The sequence below is a fragment of the Streptomyces sp. NPDC034099 genome, assembly GCF_055575415.1.
Map to the genome: position 1 here is coordinate 171,027 of NZ_JBVISR010000010.1, position 21,118 is coordinate 192,144.

Genomic DNA, 21,118 nt, shown 5'->3' on the forward strand with positions numbered 1-21,118 from the left:
CAGCTATCCCCGCACGTACAAGGGCTCGCCAGGCGGCGCCGCCCCGGCCGGCAGCAGTGCCAGGTCGAGGCCGCGCACCAGGCGGGCCCTCAGCGTGTCGTCGGCGGCCAGCCGCTCGGCGACGGCGCGGGCGGCCTTCGCCGCGTCGGCGGCCGGGTCCAGGACCAGGGCCAGCGTGCCGTCGGCCCGTCCCGGTCCGAGGTGGGCGCGGAGCACGGCGGGCTCGTCGGCCAGGGCGGCGCGCACGGCCCCGGCCACCGCCGGGTCCGCGAGCGGGTCGGTCGTCGTACGCCCCTCGGCCAGTGCCAGCAGCACCGGTCCGGTCAGCTCGAACGGCACCGGTCCGGCCAGGTCCAGTACGACGGTGTCCGCCTTCTCGTGCGCGGCGGCCTGCAGCGCCTGGTGCACGGGTACGGCGACGGGGCGGGCCGCGGGGTCCCAGCGGGCGAGCGACTCGGTGGACGTGAAGGCGGGCAGCGCGGTGCGGCCGCCTGCCTTCAGGGTCGGTACGGCCATGTCGCTGGTCTTCTCGCGGCGCAGCCCGTTCTCGTCCTCCTCCACCTCACCGAGCACGGCGACGACGGGTACGAGCAGCCGGGCGCCCTTGAGCGCTTCCAGGACCGGACCCACGGCGGCGCGGTCCTCGGCCCAGGCGGCGAGCGCCGCGCTCAGCCGGGGGTCGGCGGAGCCGTCGTCGTCGGAGAAGGCGGAGTCGGGGATGTTCTTGTTCGCCACGGTCCCGACCCTATCGGGGGGCTCGTACGACGCTCCTCACCGGTCTCCCGGGGTCCGCTGACCCGGAGGCCACCGGGGCGGTGTACCGGCAGGGTCACGCACGCCCGGACGTGGGCGGCGCCGTATCGTCGTCGGCCTCGGCACCCTCGGGCGGGGAGGCAGCGGTGGAGACGGTCGAGCCGGTGGTGGACGGCGACGCGCGACTGGCCGCGGCCATGGCGTCGGTGACGGTGCCGGACGGCGCCGAGGTGTCGGTGGCGGTCCTCGACCCGGACTCGGGCGAGGGCGCCTCGCACGGCACGGGCGCCTTCGACACGGCGAGCATCGTCAAGGTGGACATCCTGGCGGCGCTGCTGCTGAGGGCGCAGGACGCGGGGCGTTCACTCACCGCGTCGGAGAAGGCGTACGCCACCGCGATGATCGAGGACAGTGACAACGACTCGGCGTCGGCGCTGTGGCGGGCGATCGGGGCGGCCGACGGGCTCGACGCCGCGAACGAACGCTTCGGGCTGACCGGCACCGCGGGCGGCGACGGCCCGCTGTGGGGCCTGACCCGGACCACGGCCGCAGATCAGGTCACGCTGCTGCGGCAGGTGTTCGTGGCGGACGGCTCGGCGCTGAGCGAGGCCTCGCGGACGTATGTGCGCGGGCTGATGGAGCGGATCGCGGACGGTCAGCGGTGGGGCGTGTCGGCGGCGGCCGACGCGGCCGGTGGCACCGCCGGTTCGGCGTGGGCGCTGAAGAACGGCTGGCTGCGGCGCGGCACCACCGGGCTGTGGGTCGCCAACAGCATCGGGCGGGTGGTGAGCGGCGGCCACGGCTACCTGGTGGCGGTGGTGTCGCGGGGCAGCGGGACGCAGGCGGAGGGAATCGCGCTGACCGAGGCGGCGGCACGGGCGGCGGTGTCCGTGTTCACAGACACCGCCTAGGGGCTGGTCCGCCCCCGGGGTGCGCTCCGGGTGGTCAGAAGTCCTCGTGGCGTTCGCGGCGGCCGCGCCACAGCACCACGGCCGCGACCACCAGGACGCCGCCCGCACTGCCGGCCAGCGGGCCGGCCCAGGCCGAGGTGTCGTCGTCGGAGGCGGGGGCGTCCGGTCCCGGGCCGAAGTACTCCTCGCCGTACGCCGCCGACTTGAGCCCCGCCGGCTTGAGCCGTCCCGCCGCCTCGATGGCGGCGGCCGGGTCGACGAAGCCGAAGCCGCGGGAGTCGTCGCGGCCCTCGGCCGGGGCGTTGCGGGCGGTGTCCTCCAGGACGGACTTGACCTGGGCCGGGGTGAGGTCCGGGTGGGCCGCCTTCACCAGGGCGGCGGCCCCGGAGACGAAGGCGGAGGCGGCGCTGGTGCCCCAGCCCTCGTAGTAGCGGTGGTCGGGGTCGGCGATGATCACGTCGACGCCGGGGGCGCTGACCGTGGCGTACCAGCGGCGGGTGGAGAAGGCGGCGCGGGTGCCGTAGCGGTCGACGGCGGTCGCGGCGATCACGCCCGGGTAGGCGGCCGGGTAGGAGATGTGGTCGCCCTTCTCGCCGCCGTTCCCGGCCGAGGCGACGACGATCACGCCCTGTTTCAGGGCGTACTGGATGGCCTCGTCCTCGGCGGGCTCCGGGTGGGCGGAGGCGGAGTCGTCGCCCAGGGAGAGGTTGATGATGTCGGCGCCGTGGTCGGCGGCCCAGCGGATGCCCTCGGCCAGGGCGTTGCCGCGGGTCTTGCGGGCCTTGGCGCGGGAGGGGTCGCCGTCCTCCAGGATCACGCGCAGGGGCAGGATCCTGGCCTCCGGGGCGATGCCCATGACGCCCTCGGTGTTGCCGGTGCCGTGTCCGTGGCCGGCGATGATCCCGGCCATGGCGGTGCCGTGCCGGGCCCAGGAGCGGTCACCCTCGCTCGCGCCGAAGCCGACCAGGTCCTTGCCGGGGAGGACGTTGCCGGTCAGGTCGGGGTGGTCGGCCTCGACGCCGGTGTCCAGGACGGCGACGGTGACGCCCGCGCCCCTGGTGGTGCGCCACGCCTGCTCGGTGTGCATGGCGTCCAGGGCCCACTGCTGGGCGCGGATGCCGTCGGCGTGCGCGGCGGGGGCCGGGACCAGGACGAGGGCGGCGGCGAGGAAGAGGCCCAGGGCCCCTGTCCTGCGGCGGATGTCTGCGGGGGTCACGACGGGTGCTCCGTGGGCGCGCCGACGTTCTTGCGCAGGACGCGTTCGACGCGGTCGGCGAGGCCCTGCGCCTCGTGGCCGAGACCGGCCTGGGCGGGCGCCGAGGCGGCGCCGGACTCGATGGCCTCCTCGGCGGGTTCGGGCTCGTCGACGGTGCGGCCGTCGGCCCAGCCGGACACGGCGTAGACGACGACGGGGGCGTCGGTGAGGACGGAGACGGTCCAGGAGGCCCGCTGCGGTGCGCCGAAGCCCGCGGCGACCGTGTCCTTCGCGGCGTACGGCAGGGGCAAGAGGTCGTCCCGGCGGCCGAGGCGCTCCTTCTCGAACCGGTCCGCCAGCGCGGTCATGGCGGCGGCGTCGGCCTTGGTGAAGAGCAGGCCGACGGTGGTGACGTAGCTCTGGGTGGCGTCGGTGTAGGTGGCGCGCAACAGGCGCGAGCAGCCGACCGGGTCGAGCACCTTGGCGAGGAGCCGGTCGAAGGCGCCGGCGCAGTCGCCGTCCGGGGCGACGGCGACCCGTGTCCAGGTGCGGTCGGCTCCGCCGGGGCCCGCGCCCTTGCCCTGGACGGTGGGCGGGAACAGCTGGTCGACGGGCACGCTGTGCCACAGGTCCCCGGCCTCGGTGTACGCGCTGCGCGCGCCGTCGTCCCCGGTGTCCCCGGCGAGCCAGCTGCCGGTGACGGCTCCGGTGAGGAGCCCCACGCCGAGGACGAGGCAGACGGCGGCGGCGACGGCCTGCGGTCGGGGACGCCCGCCGAGCGGACGCGGCCGGGCCTGTGCGTCGTACCCCTCGGGCTCGCCGAACGAGACCCTGGGTCGCGTGTCGATCGGGCTGCTCCAGGAGAAGGCGGGGTCGGGTGCGGCGGGGACGGCGGGGCGGTCCGCCGGGCCGGAGGACGGGGTGGGTTCCGGGCGAGCCACGGGTTCCCGTTTCGGCTCCGGTTCCGTTTCCGCCGGGACCGGGCGCAGGCGCGCGGTCGTCTCGGCCGGGGTCTCCCCGGGAGCGCCGGGCCGGCGGGGCGGCGTCCGCGGTGCGCCACCGGCGGGCGGGGCGTCACGGCCGGCGGTCGGCGCGGTGTCGGGGAAGCGGGCGGAGGCGCGGGGTGGCGGCGCGGCGTCGGCGGACCGGGGGTCGCCGAGCCGGAAGCGCGGGTAGCGGGTGCGGACACCGGAGTCCCCGGGGGTGGACGCATCGGTGTCCCGCCGCACCCCGGGCTGCACGTCCCCGCCGCGCTCCGCCGCGGGCGCCCGCGCCGGGCGGGGCGGAACGCCGGGACGGGGCGGAGCGCCCGGGGGCGGCGGCGTCGGCGGACGGGACGCGCCCGCCTGACCCGCGGCCGCAACGAAACCCGGCGCGGCGTCGGGACGAGAAGCAGGCTGCGGACCGGGCGCGGGCTCCGGACGCGGCGGCGTCGCCGGGCGGGCCGGGGGCTCCATCCGGGGTGAGGTGGACCGGGGAGCGGCGTCGGGCCGCCCCGGCGCGGACGACGGACCGGGCACGGGCCCGGGGCGCGACGGTGTCGGCGCGGGCTCGGGGGTCGGGGGCGTCGTAGGGCGGGGTGGGGTCTCGGGGGGCGGCGGGAAGGAGGCGCGGCGCGCTTCCGTGCTCATGCACCCCCCGTTTCCCCGGGCCCGGCCCGTCTCTCCGACACGGGCCCAAGACGGTGGTCCCGACCGTGGTCGTCTCCTGCCCGGCCCGGCGCGGAACCCTTCCGTCCCGGGCACGCATACCCGCTCGGGAGGACCACCATCCCGGCGCGGCCGCCAGGGCCCTGCCGCCGGGGTGGGGCCCGCCGTGCGTGCGCGTCACTCTACGGCGTGACCCCGCCCGAAGGGGAACCAGTCCGCACGCCCGCGGCATTGGCCCGGATCGTCCCCCTACCCTGCGGTAATCCTGTCTGGCAGGCTGCGTCCATGACTGCGCGCGCCGCCGACCGGGCCCGTTACGACCGGGCCACCGCCCATCTGGACGCCCCTGTGGCGATCGTGGACCTGGAGGCCTTCGACGCCAACGCGGACGACCTGGTCCGCCGGGCCGGTGGGAAGCCGATCCGGGTCGCCAGCAAGTCCGTACGCTGTCGTGCGCTGCTGGAACGGGCCCTGGCCAGGGACGGTTTCGCGGGCGTCATGTCGTTCACGCTGGCCGAGTCCCTGTGGCTGGCGCGCTCCGGTTTCGAGGACGTGCTGCTCGCCTATCCGTCGGCGGACCGGGCCGGGTACGCCGAGCTGACCGCCGACCCCAAGCTCGCCTCCGCCGTGACGGTGATGGTCGACGACGTGGCGCAGCTGGACCTCGTCGACGCCGCGCGGGACGGCGACGGCGGCCGGGAAGTCGTGCGAGTGTGCCTGGAGTTGGACACCTCGCTGAAGTTGTTCGGGGGCCGGGTGCGGGTCGGGGCCCGGCGCTCGCCGCTGCACTCCCCCGCCGAGGTCGCCGACCTGGCCCGCGCGGTGGCCCGCCGGCCCGGGTTCGAGGTCGTCGGCATCATGGCGTACGAGGGGCATGTCGCCGGGGTCGGCGACGCGGTGGCGGGGCGTCCGGTCCGGTCGCGTGCCGTGCGGCTGATGCAGGCCGCCGCCCGCCGGGAACTGGCCGAGCGGCGGGCGGCCGTGGTGCGGGCGGTGCGGGCCGTGGTGCCCGGCCTGGAGTTCGTCAACGGCGGTGGCACGGGCAGCGTGCAGCACACCGCCGCCGAGGACGCGGTGACGGAGATCGCTGCCGGTTCCGGGCTGTACGTGCCGCGGTTGTTCGACAACTACACGTCGTTCAGCGGTCGTCCGGCGGCGCTGTTCGCCCAGCCCGTCGTACGGCGTCCGGGGGTCGGGGTCGTGACCGTGCTCGGCGGCGGGTATCCGGCCTCGGGCGCGCCCGGTCCCGACCGGCTGCCGGTGCCGTACCTGCCCGAGGGGCTGCGCTACGACCCCCAGGAGGGCCCGGGCGAGGTGCAGACGCCGCTGCTGGGCTCGCCCGCCGACGACCTGCTGATCGGCGACAAGGTGTGGTTCCGGCACGCGAAGGCCGGGGAGCTGTGCGAGCGGTTCGACGCGCTGCACCTGGTGGAGGGGGACGCGGTGACGGCGACGGTGCCGACGTACCGGGGCGAGGGGCGCACCTTCCTGTAGAGCGGACGCGCTGGGCCGGGGTCAGTCCGTCGGGCCGATGCCGCTGCCCACGCCGCCGCCGGTGTCCGCGTCGCCGATCGGCCGGATGCCCTTGGTGATCCGGTCCATGTCCGCCAGGGGCGGTCCGTCCTCGCCGGCGTCGAAGACGTAGCGGACGAGGATCGGGGACTCGGTGCCGACGGTGGACGGGAAGACCATCGACTGCACGTAACCGCCGGGCCCCTTCGCCGTCTTCACCCGCCAGCGCACGTAGTACCCGGCGCGTCCGGCGACCGCGACGGGACCGGACGCCACCTCCTCGTGGGACTCGATGCCGCCGAAGGGCTTGTTGCCGATCAGGTCGCGGTCGTAGGCGTCGTCGGCCGCCTCCTCGACGTCCTGCTGGGCGAGGACCTTCGGGGAGGACTCGGCGTTCGCCGTGACGGTGCGGGAGACGACGAGGCCGTGCCGGCACACGCTGCCGTCGGCGGGGCAGTCGTAGGTGCCGTCGGTGGTCATCATGACGTCGTCCTCGGCGACGTGCTTGGGCGGGACCCAGCCGTCCGGCAGCGGGAAGGTGATGCCGTTGAGCTGGTCCTCGACCAGGGCCGGGTCGTCGGCGGAGGGCTCGGAGGTGCTGGGTGAGGGGGACGGCGGATCGCTCACCGGCGCGGGGCCGGTGGCGGTCGCCGTGACCGGCGGGGTCTGCGTCCGCGGGCTGCCGCCGTCGTCCTCCCGCAGGACGAACACGCCGGTGACGATCGCCGCGACCAGCACGGCCGCGGCGGCGGTGAGGGCGACGGCCTTCCCGCGTCCGCCGGTGCCCGTCCCCGGCCCGGGGGCCGGGGCGCCCACCGCCGGCCCGTACCCGACGGGTTCGGGGGCGCGGCGGTGCTCCGTCCAGGCGGTGCCGTCCCACCACCGTTCCTGGTGCGGGGCCGACGGGTCGCGGTACCAGCCGGGCGGCGGCGTCATGCTCATCCCGGCACTGTAGGACGCCGCGCGCGGTGTTCTACAGCGGTGTGACGTACGCCCCGGAGATCCCGCCGTCCACCAGGAAGTCCGTGGCGTTGACGAAGGAGGAGTCGTCGCTGGCCAGGAAGGCGACGGCGGCGGCGATCTCCTCGGCCTCGGCGAACCGCCCCACCGGAATGTGCACGAGACGGCGTGCGGCCCGCTCCGGGTCCTTGGCGAACAGCTCCTGGAGGAGCGGGGTGTTGACCGGTCCCGGGCACAGCGCGTTGACGCGGATGCCCTCCCGCGCGAACTGCACGCCCAGTTCCCGGGACATGGCGAGGACGCCGCCCTTGGAGGCGGTGTACGAGATCTGCGAGGTGGCCGCGCCCATCCGGGCCACGAAGGACGCGGTGTTGATGATGGAGCCGCGGCCCTGGCGGCGCATGTAGGGGATGGCGGCCTTGCAGCACAGGTAGACGGAGGTGAGGTTGACCTCCTGGACGCGCTTCCACGCCTCCAGGCCGGTCTCCAGGATGGAGTCGTCGTCGGGCGGCGAGATGCCGGCGTTGTTGAACGCGACGTCGACGCTGCCGTAGGTGTCGTACGCCGCCGCGAACAGCGCCTCGACCTGCTCGGGGTCGGTGACGTCGGTCTTGACGAAGAGGCCGCCGGTCTCCTCGGCCGCGGCCTTGCCCCGGGTCTCGTCCACGTCGCCGCAGACGACGTGGGCGCCCTCGGCGGCCAGCCGGCGGACGGTGGCGAGGCCGATGCCGCTGCCCGCCCCGGTGACCACGGCGGTGCGGCCGACCAGACGGCGGCAGATGATGTCCCCGGTCGTGTGTGGCTCGGTCATGAGTGGCTAGGCCTCCGTGCTGATGAAGACGTTCTTGGTCTCGGTGAACGCGGCCAGCGCGTCCGGGCCCAGTTCGCGGCCGAGGCCGGACTGCTTGAACCCGCCGAACGGTGTCCAGTAGCGGACGCTGGCGTGGGAGTTGACGGACAGGTTCCCGGCGCGCACCGCGCCCGACACGCGCAGGGCGCGGCCGACGTCCCGGGTCCACAGCGAGCCGGACAGCCCGTAGTCGGTGGCATTGGCCAGGCGGATCGCGTCGGCCTCGTCCGCGAAGGGCAGGACGACGGCGACGGGTCCGAAGACCTCCTCGACGGCAACGCGCGCGTGCGGGTCGACGCCGGTGAGGACGGTGGGCGGGAACCAGAAACCGGGGCCGCCCTCGGGTGCCTTGCCGCGGATGCCGGCGGCGTCGGCGGGGACGTGGGAGCGGACGCGCTCCAGCTGGGCGCGGGAGATCAGCGGACCCATCCCGGTGCTCTCGTCGGCCGGGTCGCCGACGCGGACGGCCTCGATCGCGGGGGCGAGGAGTTCCAGGAAACGGTCGTACACGGACCGCTGGACGAGGATGCGGGTGCGGGCGCAGCAGTCCTGGCCGGCGTTGTCCAGGAAGGACATGGGCGTGGCGGCAGCGGCGGCCTCGATGTCCGCGTCGGCGAAGACGATGTTGGGGCTCTTGCCGCCGAGTTCGAGGGTGACGGGCTTGAGGAGTGCCGCGCCCTTGGCGGACACCTGTCGGCCGACGGCCGTGGAGCCGGTGAAGACGATCTTGGCGACGCCCGGGTGCTCGACGAGCGCGTCCCCGGCGACGGGCCCGTGCCCGGGCAGCACCTGGAACAGGCCCTCGGGAAGGCCCGCGTCCAGGGCGAGTGCGGCCAGGCGGAGGGCGGTGAGCGGGGTCGTCTCGGCGGGCTTGAGGAGGACCGCGTTGCCCGCCGCGAGCGCCGGTGCGGTGGCCCAGGCCGCGATCGGCATCGGGAAGTTCCAGGGGGCGATGACGCCGACGACGCCGAGCGGTTCGAGGAGCGTGACGTCCAGGCCGCCGGCCACCGGGATCTGGCGTCCGGTGAGCCGCTCCACTCCGCCGGCGGCGTAGTCGAGCAGGTCACGGACGTTGCCGGCCTCCCAGCGGGCGTTGCCGAGGAGGTGCCCCGCCTGGCGGACCTCCAGGCGGGCCAGCTCCTCCAGGTGCTCGTCGACGGTGGCGGCGAAGCGGCGCAGCAGCCGGGCCCGGTCGCCGGGGGCGAGGGCGGCCCAGGCGGTCTGGGCCCGTGCGGCGCGGGCGACGGCGGCGTCCACGTCGGCCGCGGAGGCGGCGGGGACGGTGGCGACGACCTCTTCGGTGGTGGGATTCAGTACCCGTAGCTCGTCGGGGAGTTTCTCGGACAACCGGTGCCTCACATGCGTTCGAAGGAGCGGCGCAGTTCCCAGTCCGTGACGGCGGCGTCGTACGCGTCCAGTTCGACGCGCGCCATGTTGCGGTAGTGGGCGACGACCTCGTCCCCGAAGGCGGCCTTGGCGAGGGTGCTGTTCTCCCACAGCTCGGCGGCCTCGCGCAGGGTGGTGGGGACGTGCTCGTAGTCGGCGGCGTAGGCGTTGCCGGGGCAGGGGTCGGGCAGCTCCAGCCCCTGCTCGATGCCGTGCAGTCCGGCGGCGACCAGGCCGGCCACCGCGAGGTACGGATTGACGTCGCCGCCGGGGAGCCGGTTCTCGAAGCGGAGCGAGCGGCCGTGGCCGACGACGCGCAGGGCGCAGGTGCGGTTGTCGTGGCCCCAGGCGACGGCGGTGGGGGCGAAGGAGCCGGGCTGGAAGCGCTTGTAGGAGTTGATGTGCGGGGCGTAGAGGAGGGAGAACTCGCGCAGCGCCACCAGTTGTCCGGCGAGGAAGTGCCGCATGACCTCGGACATGTCGGCCCCGTCGGCCATCGCGTTGCGGCCGTCGGCGTCGGCGAGCGAGAGGTGGATGTGGCAGGAGTTGCCCTCGCGCTCGTTGTACTTGGCCATGAAGGTGAGGGACATGCCCTCCTGGGCGGCGATCTCCTTGGCGCCGGTCTTGTAGACCGCGTGCTGGTCGCAGGTGACCAGGGCCTCGTCGTAGCGGAAGGCGATCTCGTGCTGGCCGGGGTTGCACTCGCCCTTGGCGGACTCGACGGTGAGGCCGGCGCCGGCCATCTCGTTGCGGATGCGGCGCAGCAGGGGTTCGACGCGGCCGGTGCCGAGCACCGAGTAGTCGACGTTGTACTGGTTGGCCGGGGTCAGGCCGCGGTAGCCCGCGTCCCAGGCGTGTTCGTAGGTGTCGCGGAAGACGATGAACTCCAGCTCGGTGCCGACCTGCGCGGTGTACCCGTGCCCGGCGAGCCGTTCCAGCTGGCGGCGCAGGATCTGGCGGGGCGCGGCGAGCACCGGGGAGCCGTCCTCCCAGGCGAGGTCGGCGACGACCATCGCGGTGCCCTCGTTCCAGGGCAGCCGGCGCAGGGTGGCCGGGTCGGCGTGCATGGCGAAGTCGCCGTAGCCGCGGTCCCAGGAGGACATGGCGTAGCCGTCGACGGTGTTCATGTCGGCGTCGACGGCGAGGAGGTAGTTGCAGCCCTCGGTGCCGTGTTCCAGGACTTCGTCGAGGAAGAACCGCGCGGCGAACCGCTTGCCCTGGAGGCGGCCCTGCATGTCGGGGAAGGCCAGGACGACGGTGTCGATGTCACCGGCGGCGACGAGGGCGTGCAGTTCCTCGACCCCGAGCGGGGGTGTGCGGTCTGCCACGGGGAGAGCCTCCTTCTGGCCGGGAGCCATAAGGTATTGCCGGGAACCTTTGGTTGGGAAGGGGGCGCGGCGGCGTGCGGGAGGAATCCGCCGGGGGTGCCGGGAGCGTGACGGACCGGCTGGCGCCGGTGCTGCGACCGGTGCGGGCCGGGAACGGCTTCGAGGAGGCGCTGGAGCAGATCCTCCAGGTCGTCCGGCTGGGCCTGGTGGCGGGGGGCGAGCGGCTGCCGGCCGAGCGGGAGCTGGCGGAGCGGCTGGGGATCAGCCGGGTGACGCTGCGCGAGGTGCTGCGGGTGCTCCAGGAGCAGGGGTTGGTCGAGGCGCGGCGGGGGCGCTACGGCGGGACGTTCGTGCTGCCCCGCACGGACGCGGGCGGCCAGGACGAGCTGCGGCGCCGGGTGGCGGGGGTGGACATCGAGGACGTGCTGCGTTTCCGGGAGGTGCTGGAGGTGGGCGCGGCCGGGCTGTGCGCGGCGCACGGGCTGTCGGACCCGGGGGCGGCGCGGCTGCGCGAGGCGCTGGCCGGTACGCGGGAGGCGCCGCTGGCGCAGTACCGGCGGCTGGACACGATGCTGCACCTCACCCTGGCGGAGCTGTGCGGTTCACCGGCGCTGGCGGCGCAGTACGCGGCGGTCCGCGCCACCCTCAACGACCTGCTGGACTGCATCCCGCTGCTGGTGCGCAACCTGGAGCACTCCCAGCGCCAGCACGCGGCGCTGGTGGAGGCGGTGCTCGACGGGGACGCGGACGGGGCGCGGGAGATCGCGCGGGAGCACTGCGCGGGGACGGCGGCGCTGCTGCGCGGGTTCCTGACCTGAGCGCCTTGCCGGGGGCGCACGCTCCGGCAAAGGTATGGATACGGTTCATTGCCTGGAGGACGGATGGCCGACCGGCCGCTGATCGGTGTCAGTACGTATCTGGAGTCCGGCGCGCGCTGGGGCGTGTGGGAGCTGGAGGCGGTGCTGCTGCCGGCCGGGTATCCGCGGCTGGTGCAGCGGGCGGGCGGGCTGGCCGCGATGCTCCCGCCGGACGCGCCGGAGCACGCCGCCGCGGCCGTCGCCCGCCTCGACGGGCTGGTGATCGCGGGCGGCCCGGACGTGGAGCCGGTGCGTTACGGCGCCGAGCCCGATCCGCGCACCGGCCCGCCGGCCCGGGCCCGGGACACGTGGGAGCTGGCGCTCATCGAGGCGGCCCTGGCCGCGGGCGTCCCGCTGCTGGGCGTCTGCCGGGGCATGCAGTTGCTCAACGTCGCCCTGGGCGGCACCCTCGTCCAGCACATCGAGGGGCACGCGGAGGTGGTCGGCGTGTTCGGCGGCCACCCGGTCCGGCCGGTGCCGGGGACGCTGTACGCCGGTGCCGTACCGGAGGAGGCGTTCGTGCCGACGTACCACCACCAGGCGGTGGACCGGCTCGGCACCGGCCTGATCGCGTCGGCCCACGCGGCGGACGGCACCGTGGAGGCCGTCGAACTGCCCTCCGCCCCCGGCTGGGTCCTGGGCGTCCAGTGGCACCCGGAGATGGGCGAGGACGCACGCGTGATGCGAGCACTGGTGGACGCGTCACGACCGGGCTGAGGCCCCCCCGACGGCATGCCGCCACCAGGCCACGGGCCGGATCCACGCGGGCCGGGCGGCGACGGAGGCCGCCGTGGGGGGCCGTGGGAGCCGCCCTCCGGCCCCGGTGGATGCCGCACGGGCGGGCTCGGTTGCCGCTGGTCGCCTCACGAGCAGGCCGAGCGCACCCGATGGCATACCCGCCAGGCGACCGACCGGATCGACACCACCCCGATCACGGCGGTCCACGCGGACGCCACAGCGACGGCCGTAGGGACGCCTTCCGGTGCCGATGGACGCGGGGCGGCCTGGCTTCAGCAGCCGCCGCGCCGGTGCGACCGGCGCCGGGCGGCCCGTTCGCGCGTCTACGCCCGGGTCAGGGAGAGCAGTTGGCGGGCCGGTCCGGTGGGGCGGTGGCCGGTGGGCCACACCGCTCGCAGGTCGCGGGCGAGGACGACGTCCGCCACGGGGACGCTCACCAGGCGCCGGGTGGTCAGTTCCTCGCCGACGGCGAGTTCGCTGAGGACGGAGGGGCCGGCGCCGCCCACCGCGGCCGCCTTCACCGCCGTGGTCGAGGACAGCTCGATCAGCGGGCGGGCCAGGCCGCCCAGCGCCGCGTCCAGGACCTGCCGGGTGCCCGAGCCCTTCTCCCGCAGGATCAGCGGCGTGGCCGCCAGCTCCGCCGCTTCCAGCGGGCGCCTGCGGCGGGCCCAGGGGTGACCCGGCGCGGTCACCACGATGAGCCGGTCGTGGCCGATGACCGCGGAGTCGAGGCCGGTCGGCACACTCACCCCCTCCACGAAGCCGAGGTCGGCCTCGTCGGCCAGCAGCCGCTCCGCCACCGCCGCCGAGTTGCCCGCGAGCAGCGACACCGCCGTGTCCGGCAGCTGGGTGCGCAGCGCGACCAGCCAGCCCGGCAGCAGGTACTCGGCGATGGTCATGCTCGCCGCGACCCGCAGCCGCGAGTCCCGCCGGTCGCGCAGCGCCTGCGCGCCGGCGTCGAACGCCTCGGCGGCCTCCACGATCCGCCGCGCCCAGTCCGTGACCAGCGCCCCCGCGTCGGTGAGCCGGGAACCGCGCGGCGAGCGGTCCACCAGGGCGACGCCCAGCTGCCGTTCCATCGAGCGGACGCGGCTGCTGGCGGCCGGCTGGGTGATGCCCAGCTCGCGCGCCGCCCCGCCGAGACTGCCCAGGCGCGCCACCGCCAGCAGCAGTTCCATCGCACCGAGGTCCGGCACCCGGTGTGCCAGCGAACCCGCCGCGTGCCGCGCCCGGGTGTCGCGCCCGCCCTCCACGGCGCCCGTGCCGATGCCCGTGCCGTCGCCCCTACTGCTGCCCGTACCCCTGCTCATAACTCCAGCTTATGCCCTCATAGAGACATGGTCCCTGGTCAGGGGCTTCGCCCGTCGGGACGGTGGAGCCATGGTCACCGCAGCCCAGCACCGCCCTCCCGCGTCCTCCCCCTGCCCCGCCGTCGGGCCGGCCGTCCGGCGGGTCCCGGCCGTGCGCCATCTCGGACCCAACTGGTACGCCTGCGTCATGGGCACCGCCATCGTCGGTACGGCGGGAGCCGCGCTCCCCGGGCACGTGCCCGGCCTGCGGGCCGTCTGCACCGCGGTCTGGGCCCTGTCCCTCCTCCTGCTGGCGGTGCTGCTGGCCGCCCGGTCCCTGCACTGGCGCCACCATCGCGACCAGGCCCGCGCCCACCTCCTGGACCCGGCCGCGGCCCCGTTCTACGGCTGTCTGTCGATGGCCCTGCTGGCGGTCGGCGGCGGCGCCCTGACCCTCGGCCGGGACTGGACCGGCACGTCGGCCGCGGTCGCCCTGGACACCGTGCTGTTCACCGCCGGTACGGTGATCGGGCTCGCGGCGGCGGTCGCCGTGCCGTACCTGATGGCCGTACGCCACCGCGTCGAGCCGGGGCAGGCCAGCCCGGTGTGGCTGCTGCCGCTGGTCGCACCGATGGTGTCCGCCGCCGTCGGCCCGCTGCTCGTCCCGCACCTCCCGCCGGGGCAGCCCCGCCAGACGCTGCTCCTTGCCTGCGTCGCGATGTTCGGCGTGAGCCTGTTCGCGACCCTGGTGACGCTCCCGGTCATCTTCGGCAGGCTGCTCACCGGCGGCCCGCTGCCGCTCGCGCTCACTCCGTCGCTGTTCCTCGTCCTCGGCCCGCTCGGGCAGTCGACGACCGCCGTGGGGAAGTTCGCGGACGTGGCGCCGGGCGTCCTGCCGGGGCCGTACGCCGAGGGCTTCTCGGTCTTCGCCGTGCTGTACGGCGTGCCCGTGACGGGCTTCGCCCTGATGTGGCTGGCGTTCGCCGTCGCGCACGTCGCGCGGGCCCGCCGGGAGGGCATGCGCTTCTCGATGACGTGGTGGTCCTTCACCTTCCCGGTGGGCACCTGTGTCACCGGCGCGGAGGCGCTGGCCCGGGAGACGGGGCTGGTCGTCTACGACGGGCTCGCCGTCGCCCTGTACGCCCTGCTCGTCGCCGCCTGGACCGTCGCCGCCGTGCAGACCGCCCGGGGCCTGCTCAGCGGCGGGCTGCTCGCAGGGCCGCGGCCAGCGCCCGGGGCGCCCGGGCCAGTGACGGCCCGTACCACGTGAGGCACCGTCCGTCGACGAGGGCGCAGGGCAGGCCGGGGAAGGCTTCCGGGCCGTCGTCGGCGGTGAAGCGGTACGGCTCGTCCGGCAGCACCACGACGTCCGGGCGGGCCGCCCGCAGCTCGTCCAACGGGACCTTCGGATAGCGCTCGGCATGGCCGGCGTACAGGTGGTCGACGCCGAGGCGGGCCAGGACGTCCCCAGCGAAGGTGTCCCGGCCCAGCACCATCCAGGGCCTGCGCCAGACGGGCACGACGGCCGTGACGCGCCGCCCGGGGACGGGCGGGTCCGCCCAGGCGGCCTGCGCCTCGTCCAGCCAGCGGGGCCGGGAGGGCGCGCCGCAGGCGGTCAGCACCCGGTCCAGTTCGGCGACGGCCTGCGGGACGGTGCGCACCTCGGTCACCAGCACCTCGACACCCGCCGCGCGCAGGGCGTCGAGGTCGGGGGCGCGGTTCTCCTCCTCGTTGGCGACGACCAGGTCGGGGGCGAGGGAGAGGATCCGCTCGGTCTGCGGGTTCTTGGTGCCGCCGACGCGGACGACGTCGAGGGCGGCCGGGTGGGTGCACCAGTCGGTGGCACCGACCAGGGCGCCCGGCACCGTACGGGCCACCGCCTCGGTCAGCGACGGCACCAGCGAGACCACCCTCACCGGCGCGGCCTCACCGGCGGGGCCCTTCCCGGACCGCCTCGATGTGCTCGGCGACGGCGACGACGATCAGCCGGGTGTCCGGCACGGTGGCCCGCCAGCGGTGCCGCACCCCACCGGTGAGGTACAGCGTGTCGCCGCGCCCGAGGCGGTAGGCGCGGCCCTCGGCCTCGATCTCCACGGCACCCTCGGCGACGAACATCAACTGGTCGTTGCGGAACTGCAGTTCCCGGCCGGCGTCGTGGTCGCCGGTGAACTCCAAGGCGTGCATCTGGTGGTGCCCGCGCACCAGGGACCGCACCCTGGGTGCCAGCTCGGGGTCGGGGTCCTCGGCACGGACCACGTCGACGCTGCAGGCGGGGTCGGCCGCGGCGAGCAGCTCCACGGCGGTGGTGCGCAGGGCGTCGGCCACCTTCTCCAGGGAGGTCTGGCTGGGCCGCGCCCGGTCGTTCTCGATCTGGCTCAGGAAGGGCACGGACAGGCCGCTGCGCTCGGACACCACGGCGAGGGTGAGTTCGAGGTCCCGGCGCCGCCGCCGTACGGCCGCGCCGACCCGGAGGTGCTGATCCTTGTGGTCGCCCATCGCTCCGGCTCCCTCCTCCACCCGTCGTCCTGATGAGTTCTCTGCACCCTACGCATGTTCGGCAAACCGTTTCATGCGGCCGTCACATCGATGTCACGGTGCGGTGGCCGCGACCTCACGTTTCTCGCCATCGCCGGACGGGTCCGCGCGCCCTACGGGTTCAAGGCGTGGACGGTCCCGCATGTTCCCGCCAGCCGTTCGCGCCCCCGGTCGGGGATGCTCAGGCCGGGGCCTGGCGCTCCGTGGTTGGCCGAATTCCTGCGGTGTCCGGTCCGGGAACGACCCGAGGGGTGGGCCCGGCGGCGCGCCGTCAGGAGACGCCGCCGGGCCCACCCCTCGGGGTGACCGTCAAGGAGCGGTACCGCGCCGCTACGGGGTCATCCGGCCCACCATGTCCGGGTGGTCCTTCAGCCAGGCCGCGACGGCTTCTTCTTCCTTGCCCTGGCCGCGGTCCTTGATCTCGGCCTCCAGGCTGCCCAGCTCGTCCTCGCTCATCTTGAAGTTCTTGATCCACTTCGTGAGCTGCGGGTACTGCTCGGGGAAGTCCTTGCTGGAGATGGTCCGGATCGTGTTGCCCTCGCCGAAGGCCTTCTTCGGGTCCTTCAGCTTGGTCAGCTCGTAGTCGCTGTAGGCCCAGTGCGGCGACCACAGGGTGACCGCGACCGGCTCCTTCTTGGCGAGGGCGCGCTTGAGCTCGGCCAGCATGGCGGGCGTGGAGCCGTCGACGACCTCGTACTCGTCCTGAAGACCGTAGCCCGGCAGGACCTCGTTCTTCAGCAGCTGCATCTCACCGGTGCCGGGCTCGATGCCGATGATCTTCCCGTCGAAGAGGTCGCTCTTGCCCTTGAGGTCCGCGAGGGACTTGACGTCCTTCACGTACGAGGGGACGGCGATCTCCAGGGAGGTCGGCTCGTACCAGGTGCCCAGGTCGGTGAGGTTGTCCTTGTGCTTGTTCCAGTAGTTGCTCTGGGCGTAGGGCAGCCATGCGTCGAAGTTGAGGTCGATGCCTCCGGAGGCCAGGCCGGTGTAGACCGGGCCGACGTCCATCTGCTTCAGGTTCATCTTGTAGCCGCGGCGCTCGAGGACGTTCTTCCACAGGTAGGTGACGGCGACGTCCTCCTCCCAGGGGAACCAGGCCACGTCGAGGGCCTGCTTGGCCTCGGCGGGGGTCCCGCCGCTGCCGCCCTCGACGGGGGCGAGCTTGTCGACGACGCCCGGGTTGGCCTTGAGCCAGGTGCGGACGGCGTCCTGCTGCCGGCCCTTGCCGGCCTTGTTGATCTCGGCCTCGAGGCTGGTGAGCTGCTTCTCCGTCATGGAGAAGTCCTTCAGCCACTTGGCCACGACCGGGTTGTCGTCCGAGAAGCCCTTGCGGGACAGCGAGTGCACGCCGTCGCCCTTGCCCCAGGCGCCCTTGGGGTCCTTCAGCTTCTTGAGCTTGTAGTCGTTGTACGCCCAGTGCGGGGACCACAGCGTGGTGACGATCGGTTCCTGCTTGCTGTAGGCCCGCTTCAGCTCGGCCAGCATCGCCGGCGTGGAGCTGTCGACGACCTTGTACTCCTTGTCGAGGCCGTACTCCTTGAGGACCTTGCTCTTGAGCAGGTTCATCTCACCGGCGCTGGGCTCGATGCCGGTGATCTTCCCGCCGAAGAGGCCGGCCTTGCCCTTGAGGTCCTCGAGGGAGTTGACGTCCTTCATGTACGCCGGGACGGTCAGCTCCAGCGACGTCTGGTCGTACCAGGAGCCGAGGTCCTCGAGCTGCTTGCCGTACTTCTTCCAGTACTGCTCGTGCGTCGTGGGCAGCCACGAGTCGGTCTGGAAGTCGATGTTGCCCTGGGCGAGCGCGGTGTAGAGCGGGCCGGCCTCGAACTGCTTGGCCTCCACCTCGAAGCCGCGCTGTTCGAGGATCTCCTTCCACAGGAACGTGGAGGCGACGCCCTCGTCCCAGGGGATGTAGCCGATGGAGACCTTCTTGCCGTTGCCGACGTTGCTGCCGCCGCCCGCCGTGTCGGCGTCGTCGGAGCTGCCGCCGAACATGCCCATGCCGCCGGCCACCAGGGCGAGGATCACGATGCCGATCACGGCGACCTGCGGCTGGGGGCGGTAGGACCAGATCTTCAGGCCCTTGGCGGCGCGGGCCTTGGCCGCGGCGCGGCGGCCCAGCGGGGAGACGTGCGTGCCCAGCGCGCTGGTCATGCGGTCCAGGTAGATCGCCAGGATCACGATGGCGACACCGGCCTCGGCGCCGAGGCCGACGTTGAGCTGGCCGATGGACTCCATGACGTCGCCGCCGAGGCCGCCGGTGCCGACCATGCCGGCGATCGCGGCCATGGACAGGCCGAGCATGATGACCTGGTTGACGCCCGCCATCACGGTGGGCAGCGCCAGCGGGAGCTGGACGCGCAGCAGGGTGTTGCGGGGCGTGGTGCCGAACGCCTCCGCCGCCTCGACCAGTTCCTTGTCGACCTGGCGGATGCCCAGCTCGGTCATGCGGACGCCGGGGGCGAGGGCGAAGATCAGGGTGGCCACGATGCCCGGGGCGGAACCGGTCCCGAAGAACAGGATCGCCGGGATCAGGTAGATCATCGCGGGCAGCGTCTGCATGAAGTCCAGGACCGGCCGGACGAAGGCGCTCACCCGGTCCGAGCGGGCCGCCCAGATGCCCACCGGTACCGAGATGACCAGGGCGATGATCGTGGCGACCAGCAGGAGCGCCAGGGTGACCATCGCGTTCTCCCACAGACCGAGGGAGTCGATGAAGGCGAAGCCGACGAAGGAGAGGACACCGGCGACGGTGCCGCGCAGCCAGAAGGCCAGCACGGCGAAGATGCCGGCGAGCAGCAGCGGCTCGGGGGCCTGGAGGAGGGCGTTGATGCCGTCGTAGGCGCCGGTGAAGACGCTCTTGAAGAAGGTGAAGAGCCAGGAGACGTTGTCGAGCAGCCAGTCGACGCTGCTGTTGACCCAGTCACCGAGGGGAATCCTAGGCACGGCTGATCACCTTCTCGCCGCCCTTGTCCCGCGGGCTGTCGCAGACGCCGGGGGCGACGTCGTCCTCGTCGCCGAGGAAGCCGATGAGCCGCTGGGCCGGCACGACGCCGACCAGTCGGCGGTCACCGTCGACCACCGCCACCGCGTGGGGCACGCGGGCGCTGATCGCGCACAGCTCGGAGAACGGCGTCTCGGGCGTGGCGGTCTCGCAGGCGCAGTCCGCCTCGTCGCCGCGCACGTCGGTCTCCATGACGGCGCCGGCGGTCAGGACGCGGGAGCGGTCGACGTCCTTGGTGAAGGAGGCGACGTAGTCGTTGGCGGGACGTATCAGGATGTCCTGCGCGGTGCCTATCTGCACGATCCGGCCGTCGCGCATCATGGCGATGCGGTCGCCCAGGCGCATGGCCTCGTTGAGGTCGTGGGTGATGAAGACGATGGTCTTCTTCAGGGTCTTCTGCAGGTCGAGCAGCTGGTCCTGCATGTCGCGGCGGATCAGCGGGTCGAGGGCGCTGAAGGACTCGTCCATCAGCAGCAGGTCGGCGTCGGTGGCGAGCGCGCGGGCCAGGCCGACCCGCTGCTGCATGCCGCCGGACAGCTCGTCGGGCCAGGACTTCTCCCAGCCGGCCAGGCCGCACAGGGCGAGCGCCTCGTCGGCGCGGCGTTCGCGCTCGGCGCGGGGCACGCCCTGCACTTCGAGACCGTAGGCAGCGTTGTCACGGACGCTGCGGTGGGGGAAGAGCGCGAAGTGCTGGAAGACCATGCTGATCTTCATGGAACGGACCATGCGCAGCTCGCGGTCGCTGAGCGCGGTGAGGTCCTGGCCCCCGAAGCGGACGTGCCCGGCGGTCGGCTCCGACAGACCGTTGAGCATGCGCAGCAGCGTGGACTTGCCTGATCCGGACAGTCCCATGACCACGAAGATCTCGCCGGGCTCCACGGTGAAGGACGCGTCGATGACGGCGGCGGTGGTGCCGTCGGCGCGCAGTTCCTCCCGGACGTCCCCCTGGTCCTTGCGAACGTCTTCCTGGCGCAGTCGTTCGACCGCCTGGTCCGGTTTCCTGCCGAAGACCTTGTACAGGTTCTCGGCCTCTAGTCTGGCTGACACGCTTACCTCTTGGCTCGGGGGCAGGGGCAGGGCCCAAAGCTCCCCTAACAGTTGAATGCATCAACCAGCTTCGGCCCGGGTGCGCGCCTGCCCCGATCCTTATGCCCCAAACATATGAGTGATTCAGTTCACAGCCCTCCATCCCTCACCCGCCTCACCTGCGGCATGATGCGAGGCGTGACCGGACGACTGATGCTTCTCGACACCGCCTCCCTCTACTTCCGCGCCTACTTCGGCGTGCCGGACTCGGTACGGGCGCCCGACGGCACGCCGGTGAACGCCGTGCGCGGGCTGCTGGACTTCATCGACCGCCTGGTGAGGGACCACCGGCCCGACCACCTGGTGGCCTGCATGGACGCCGACTGGCGACCGCACTGGCGGGTGGAGCTGATCCCCTCCTACAAGGCGCACCGGGTGGCCGAGGAACGCCCGGCGGGCCCCGACGAGGAGGAGGTGCCCGACACCCTGTCCCCGCAGGTGCCGGTCATCGAGGCGGTCCTCGACGCGCTCGGCATCGCCCGCGTCGGTGTGCCGGGATACGAGGCGGACGACGTCATCGGCACCTACACGGCGCGGGCCACGGGCCCGGTGGACATCGTCACCGGCGACCGCGACCTCTACCAGCTGGTCGACGACGCCCGCGGCGTGCGCGTGCTCTACCCGGTCAAGGGCGTCGGCACGCTGAACCTCGTCGACGAGGCCGCGCTGCGCGAGAAGTACGGCGTCGACGGCGGCGGGTACGCCGATCTGGCCCTGCTGCGCGGCGACCCGAGCGACGGCCTGCCCGGCGTGCCCGGCATCGGCGAGAAGACGGCGGCGAAGCTGCTCGCCGAGTTCGGGGACCTGGCCGGGATCCAGGCCGCCGTCGACGACCCGAAGGCGAAGCTCACCCCCACGCAGCGCAAGCGGCTGACCGAGGCCGGGCCGTATCTCGCGGTGGCCCCGAAGGTCGTCCGGGTGGCGGACGACGTGCCGCTGCCGGACACCGGCACGGCGCTGCCGCACGGACCGCGCGACGCCGAGGCGCTGGACGCGCTGGCGGCCCGCTGGGGGCTGGGCGGGTCGCTGCAGCGGCTGCTGACCACGCTCACCGCCTGAGCGGCG

At 73.9% G+C, this 21,118-nt stretch carries 18 protein-coding genes; 6 read left to right on the top strand and 12 right to left on the bottom strand.

All coding sequences use genetic code 11. The features are described 5' to 3' along the window. Window positions 1-3: 3 nt before the first annotated feature. Complete coding sequence (locus tag ACZ56V_RS27240) at window positions 4-735, bottom strand: SseB family protein (protein ID WP_398917293.1); 732 nt, start codon at window positions 733-735, stop codon at window positions 4-6. Between the two features lie 80 nt (window positions 736-815). Here ACZ56V_RS27240 and ACZ56V_RS27245 point away from each other — a divergent pair, with 80 nt between their 5' ends. After that, window positions 816-1,664 carry a serine hydrolase gene (locus ACZ56V_RS27245; protein ID WP_467381975.1) on the top strand — a complete coding sequence of 283 codons (849 nt, stop codon included), beginning with the start codon at window positions 816-818 and terminating at the stop codon, window positions 1,662-1,664. Between the two features lie 34 nt (window positions 1,665-1,698). On the opposite strand, the gene mycP is transcribed toward ACZ56V_RS27245, so the two are convergent. Together mycP and ACZ56V_RS27255 are read right to left on the bottom strand one after the other, a co-directional pair. After that, window positions 1,699-2,880, bottom strand: a complete 1,182-nt coding sequence (gene mycP / locus ACZ56V_RS27250) for a type VII secretion-associated serine protease mycosin (RefSeq protein WP_468945850.1) — start codon at window positions 2,878-2,880, stop codon at window positions 1,699-1,701. Continuing rightward, window positions 2,877-3,707, bottom strand: a complete 831-nt coding sequence (locus ACZ56V_RS27255; RefSeq protein ID WP_468946075.1) for a hypothetical protein — start codon at window positions 3,705-3,707, stop codon at window positions 2,877-2,879. The genes mycP and ACZ56V_RS27255 overlap by 4 nt, the downstream gene beginning before the upstream one ends. 1,086 nt (window positions 3,708-4,793) lie before the next feature. Here ACZ56V_RS27255 and ACZ56V_RS27260 point away from each other — a divergent pair. Next, complete coding sequence (locus ACZ56V_RS27260) at window positions 4,794-6,002, top strand: amino acid deaminase/aldolase (RefSeq protein WP_398917298.1); 1,209 nt, start codon at window positions 4,794-4,796, stop codon at window positions 6,000-6,002. Window positions 6,003-6,023: 21 nt separating this feature from the next. On the opposite strand, the gene ACZ56V_RS27265 is transcribed toward ACZ56V_RS27260, so the two are convergent. Genes ACZ56V_RS27265 through glnA4 form a run of 4 tightly spaced genes read right to left on the bottom strand, consistent with a single transcriptional unit; the run spans window position 6,024 to window position 10,544 of the window. Next, the gene (locus ACZ56V_RS27265; RefSeq protein ID WP_467382052.1) at window positions 6,024-6,956 is read right to left on the bottom strand and encodes a DUF2510 domain-containing protein; all 933 of its coding nucleotides are present in this window, start codon (window positions 6,954-6,956) and stop codon (window positions 6,024-6,026) included. Between the two features lie 37 nt (window positions 6,957-6,993). Further along, window positions 6,994-7,791: a 3-oxoacyl-ACP reductase gene (locus ACZ56V_RS27270; protein WP_104633822.1), complete on the bottom strand. Its 798-nt coding sequence runs from the start codon at window positions 7,789-7,791 to the stop codon at window positions 6,994-6,996. Window positions 7,792-7,797: 6 nt separating this feature from the next. Next, window positions 7,798-9,177: an aldehyde dehydrogenase family protein gene (locus ACZ56V_RS27275; protein WP_468945854.1), complete on the bottom strand. Its 1,380-nt coding sequence runs from the start codon at window positions 9,175-9,177 to the stop codon at window positions 7,798-7,800. Between the two features lie 8 nt (window positions 9,178-9,185). Beyond that, entirely contained in the window at window positions 9,186-10,544 is a 1,359-nt protein-coding gene (glnA4, locus tag ACZ56V_RS27280; protein ID WP_398917301.1) for a gamma-glutamylethanolamide synthetase GlnA4, read from the bottom strand. A gap of 74 nt (window positions 10,545-10,618) precedes the next feature. Here glnA4 and ACZ56V_RS27285 point away from each other — a divergent pair, with 74 nt between their 5' ends. Both ACZ56V_RS27285 and ACZ56V_RS27290 read left to right on the top strand, forming a co-directional pair. Further along, a complete protein-coding gene (locus tag ACZ56V_RS27285; protein WP_467381984.1) occupies window positions 10,619-11,362 on the top strand; it encodes a FadR/GntR family transcriptional regulator in 744 nt (247 codons plus the stop codon). 63 nt (window positions 11,363-11,425) lie between these two features. Further along, window positions 11,426-12,118, top strand: a complete 693-nt coding sequence (locus ACZ56V_RS27290) for a gamma-glutamyl-gamma-aminobutyrate hydrolase family protein (RefSeq protein WP_398917304.1) — start codon at window positions 11,426-11,428, stop codon at window positions 12,116-12,118. A 344-nt stretch (window positions 12,119-12,462) separates the two neighbouring features. Here the strand turns inward: ACZ56V_RS27290 and ACZ56V_RS27295 are convergent, their stop codons facing one another. Beyond that, window positions 12,463-13,449 (bottom strand): LysR family transcriptional regulator, encoded by a 987-nt coding sequence (locus ACZ56V_RS27295; protein WP_398917306.1) that lies wholly within the window; start codon window positions 13,447-13,449, stop codon window positions 12,463-12,465. 70 nt (window positions 13,450-13,519) lie between these two features. Here ACZ56V_RS27295 and ACZ56V_RS27300 point away from each other — a divergent pair, with 70 nt between their 5' ends. Continuing rightward, window positions 13,520-14,698 carry a TDT family transporter gene (locus ACZ56V_RS27300; protein ID WP_468945859.1) on the top strand — a complete coding sequence of 393 codons (1,179 nt, stop codon included), beginning with the start codon at window positions 13,520-13,522 and terminating at the stop codon, window positions 14,696-14,698. Here the strand turns inward: ACZ56V_RS27300 and ACZ56V_RS27305 are convergent. The 4 genes from ACZ56V_RS27305 to ACZ56V_RS27320 all read right to left on the bottom strand — a co-directional run bounded on the left by ACZ56V_RS27305 (window position 14,625) and on the right by ACZ56V_RS27320 (window position 20,014). Continuing rightward, on the bottom strand, window positions 14,625-15,344 hold the full coding sequence (locus ACZ56V_RS27305; protein ID WP_398917310.1) for a helical backbone metal receptor: 720 nt from the start codon (window positions 15,342-15,344) through the stop codon (window positions 14,625-14,627). The two genes, ACZ56V_RS27300 and ACZ56V_RS27305, sit on opposite strands and share 74 nt — an antisense overlap. 10 nt (window positions 15,345-15,354) lie before the next feature. Further along, window positions 15,355-15,924 carry a helix-turn-helix domain-containing protein gene (locus ACZ56V_RS27310; RefSeq protein WP_104633829.1) on the bottom strand — a complete coding sequence of 190 codons (570 nt, stop codon included), beginning with the start codon at window positions 15,922-15,924 and terminating at the stop codon, window positions 15,355-15,357. Window positions 15,925-16,293: 369 nt separating this feature from the next. Beyond that, window positions 16,294-18,909 (bottom strand): ABC transporter permease/substrate binding protein, encoded by a 2,616-nt coding sequence (locus ACZ56V_RS27315; RefSeq protein ID WP_468945864.1) that lies wholly within the window; start codon window positions 18,907-18,909, stop codon window positions 16,294-16,296. Continuing rightward, complete coding sequence (locus tag ACZ56V_RS27320) at window positions 18,902-20,014, bottom strand: glycine betaine/L-proline ABC transporter ATP-binding protein (RefSeq protein WP_398917315.1); 1,113 nt, start codon at window positions 20,012-20,014, stop codon at window positions 18,902-18,904. Before ACZ56V_RS27320 ends, ACZ56V_RS27315 begins: the two co-directional genes overlap by 8 nt. A gap of 192 nt (window positions 20,015-20,206) precedes the next feature. On the opposite strand from ACZ56V_RS27320, the gene ACZ56V_RS27325 reads away from it, so the two are divergent. After that, the gene (locus tag ACZ56V_RS27325) at window positions 20,207-21,112 is read left to right on the top strand and encodes a 5'-3' exonuclease (RefSeq protein WP_398917364.1); all 906 of its coding nucleotides are present in this window, start codon (window positions 20,207-20,209) and stop codon (window positions 21,110-21,112) included. Window positions 21,113-21,118 lie beyond the last annotated feature (6 nt).

What these genes read in the sequence shown, in the direction of transcription:
- ACZ56V_RS27265 (WP_467382052.1), bottom strand. Translation starts at nt 6,956, where the DNA reads ATGACGCCGCCGCCCGGCTGGTACCGCGACCCGTCGGCCCCGCACCAG.
- ACZ56V_RS27290 (WP_398917304.1), top strand. Translation starts at nt 11,426, where the DNA reads ATGGCCGACCGGCCGCTGATCGGTGTCAGTACGTATCTGGAGTCCGGC.
- ACZ56V_RS27300 (WP_468945859.1), top strand. Translation starts at nt 13,520, where the DNA reads ATGGTCACCGCAGCCCAGCACCGCCCTCCCGCGTCCTCCCCCTGCCCC.
- ACZ56V_RS27260 (WP_398917298.1), top strand. Translation starts at nt 4,794, where the DNA reads ATGACTGCGCGCGCCGCCGACCGGGCCCGTTACGACCGGGCCACCGCC.
- ACZ56V_RS27325 (WP_398917364.1), top strand. Translation starts at nt 20,207, where the DNA reads ATGCTTCTCGACACCGCCTCCCTCTACTTCCGCGCCTACTTCGGCGTG.
- ACZ56V_RS27270 (WP_104633822.1), bottom strand. Translation starts at nt 7,791, where the DNA reads ATGACCGAGCCACACACGACCGGGGACATCATCTGCCGCCGTCTGGTC.
- ACZ56V_RS27295 (WP_398917306.1), bottom strand. Translation starts at nt 13,449, where the DNA reads ATGAGCAGGGGTACGGGCAGCAGTAGGGGCGACGGCACGGGCATCGGC.
- ACZ56V_RS27310 (WP_104633829.1), bottom strand. Translation starts at nt 15,924, where the DNA reads ATGGGCGACCACAAGGATCAGCACCTCCGGGTCGGCGCGGCCGTACGG.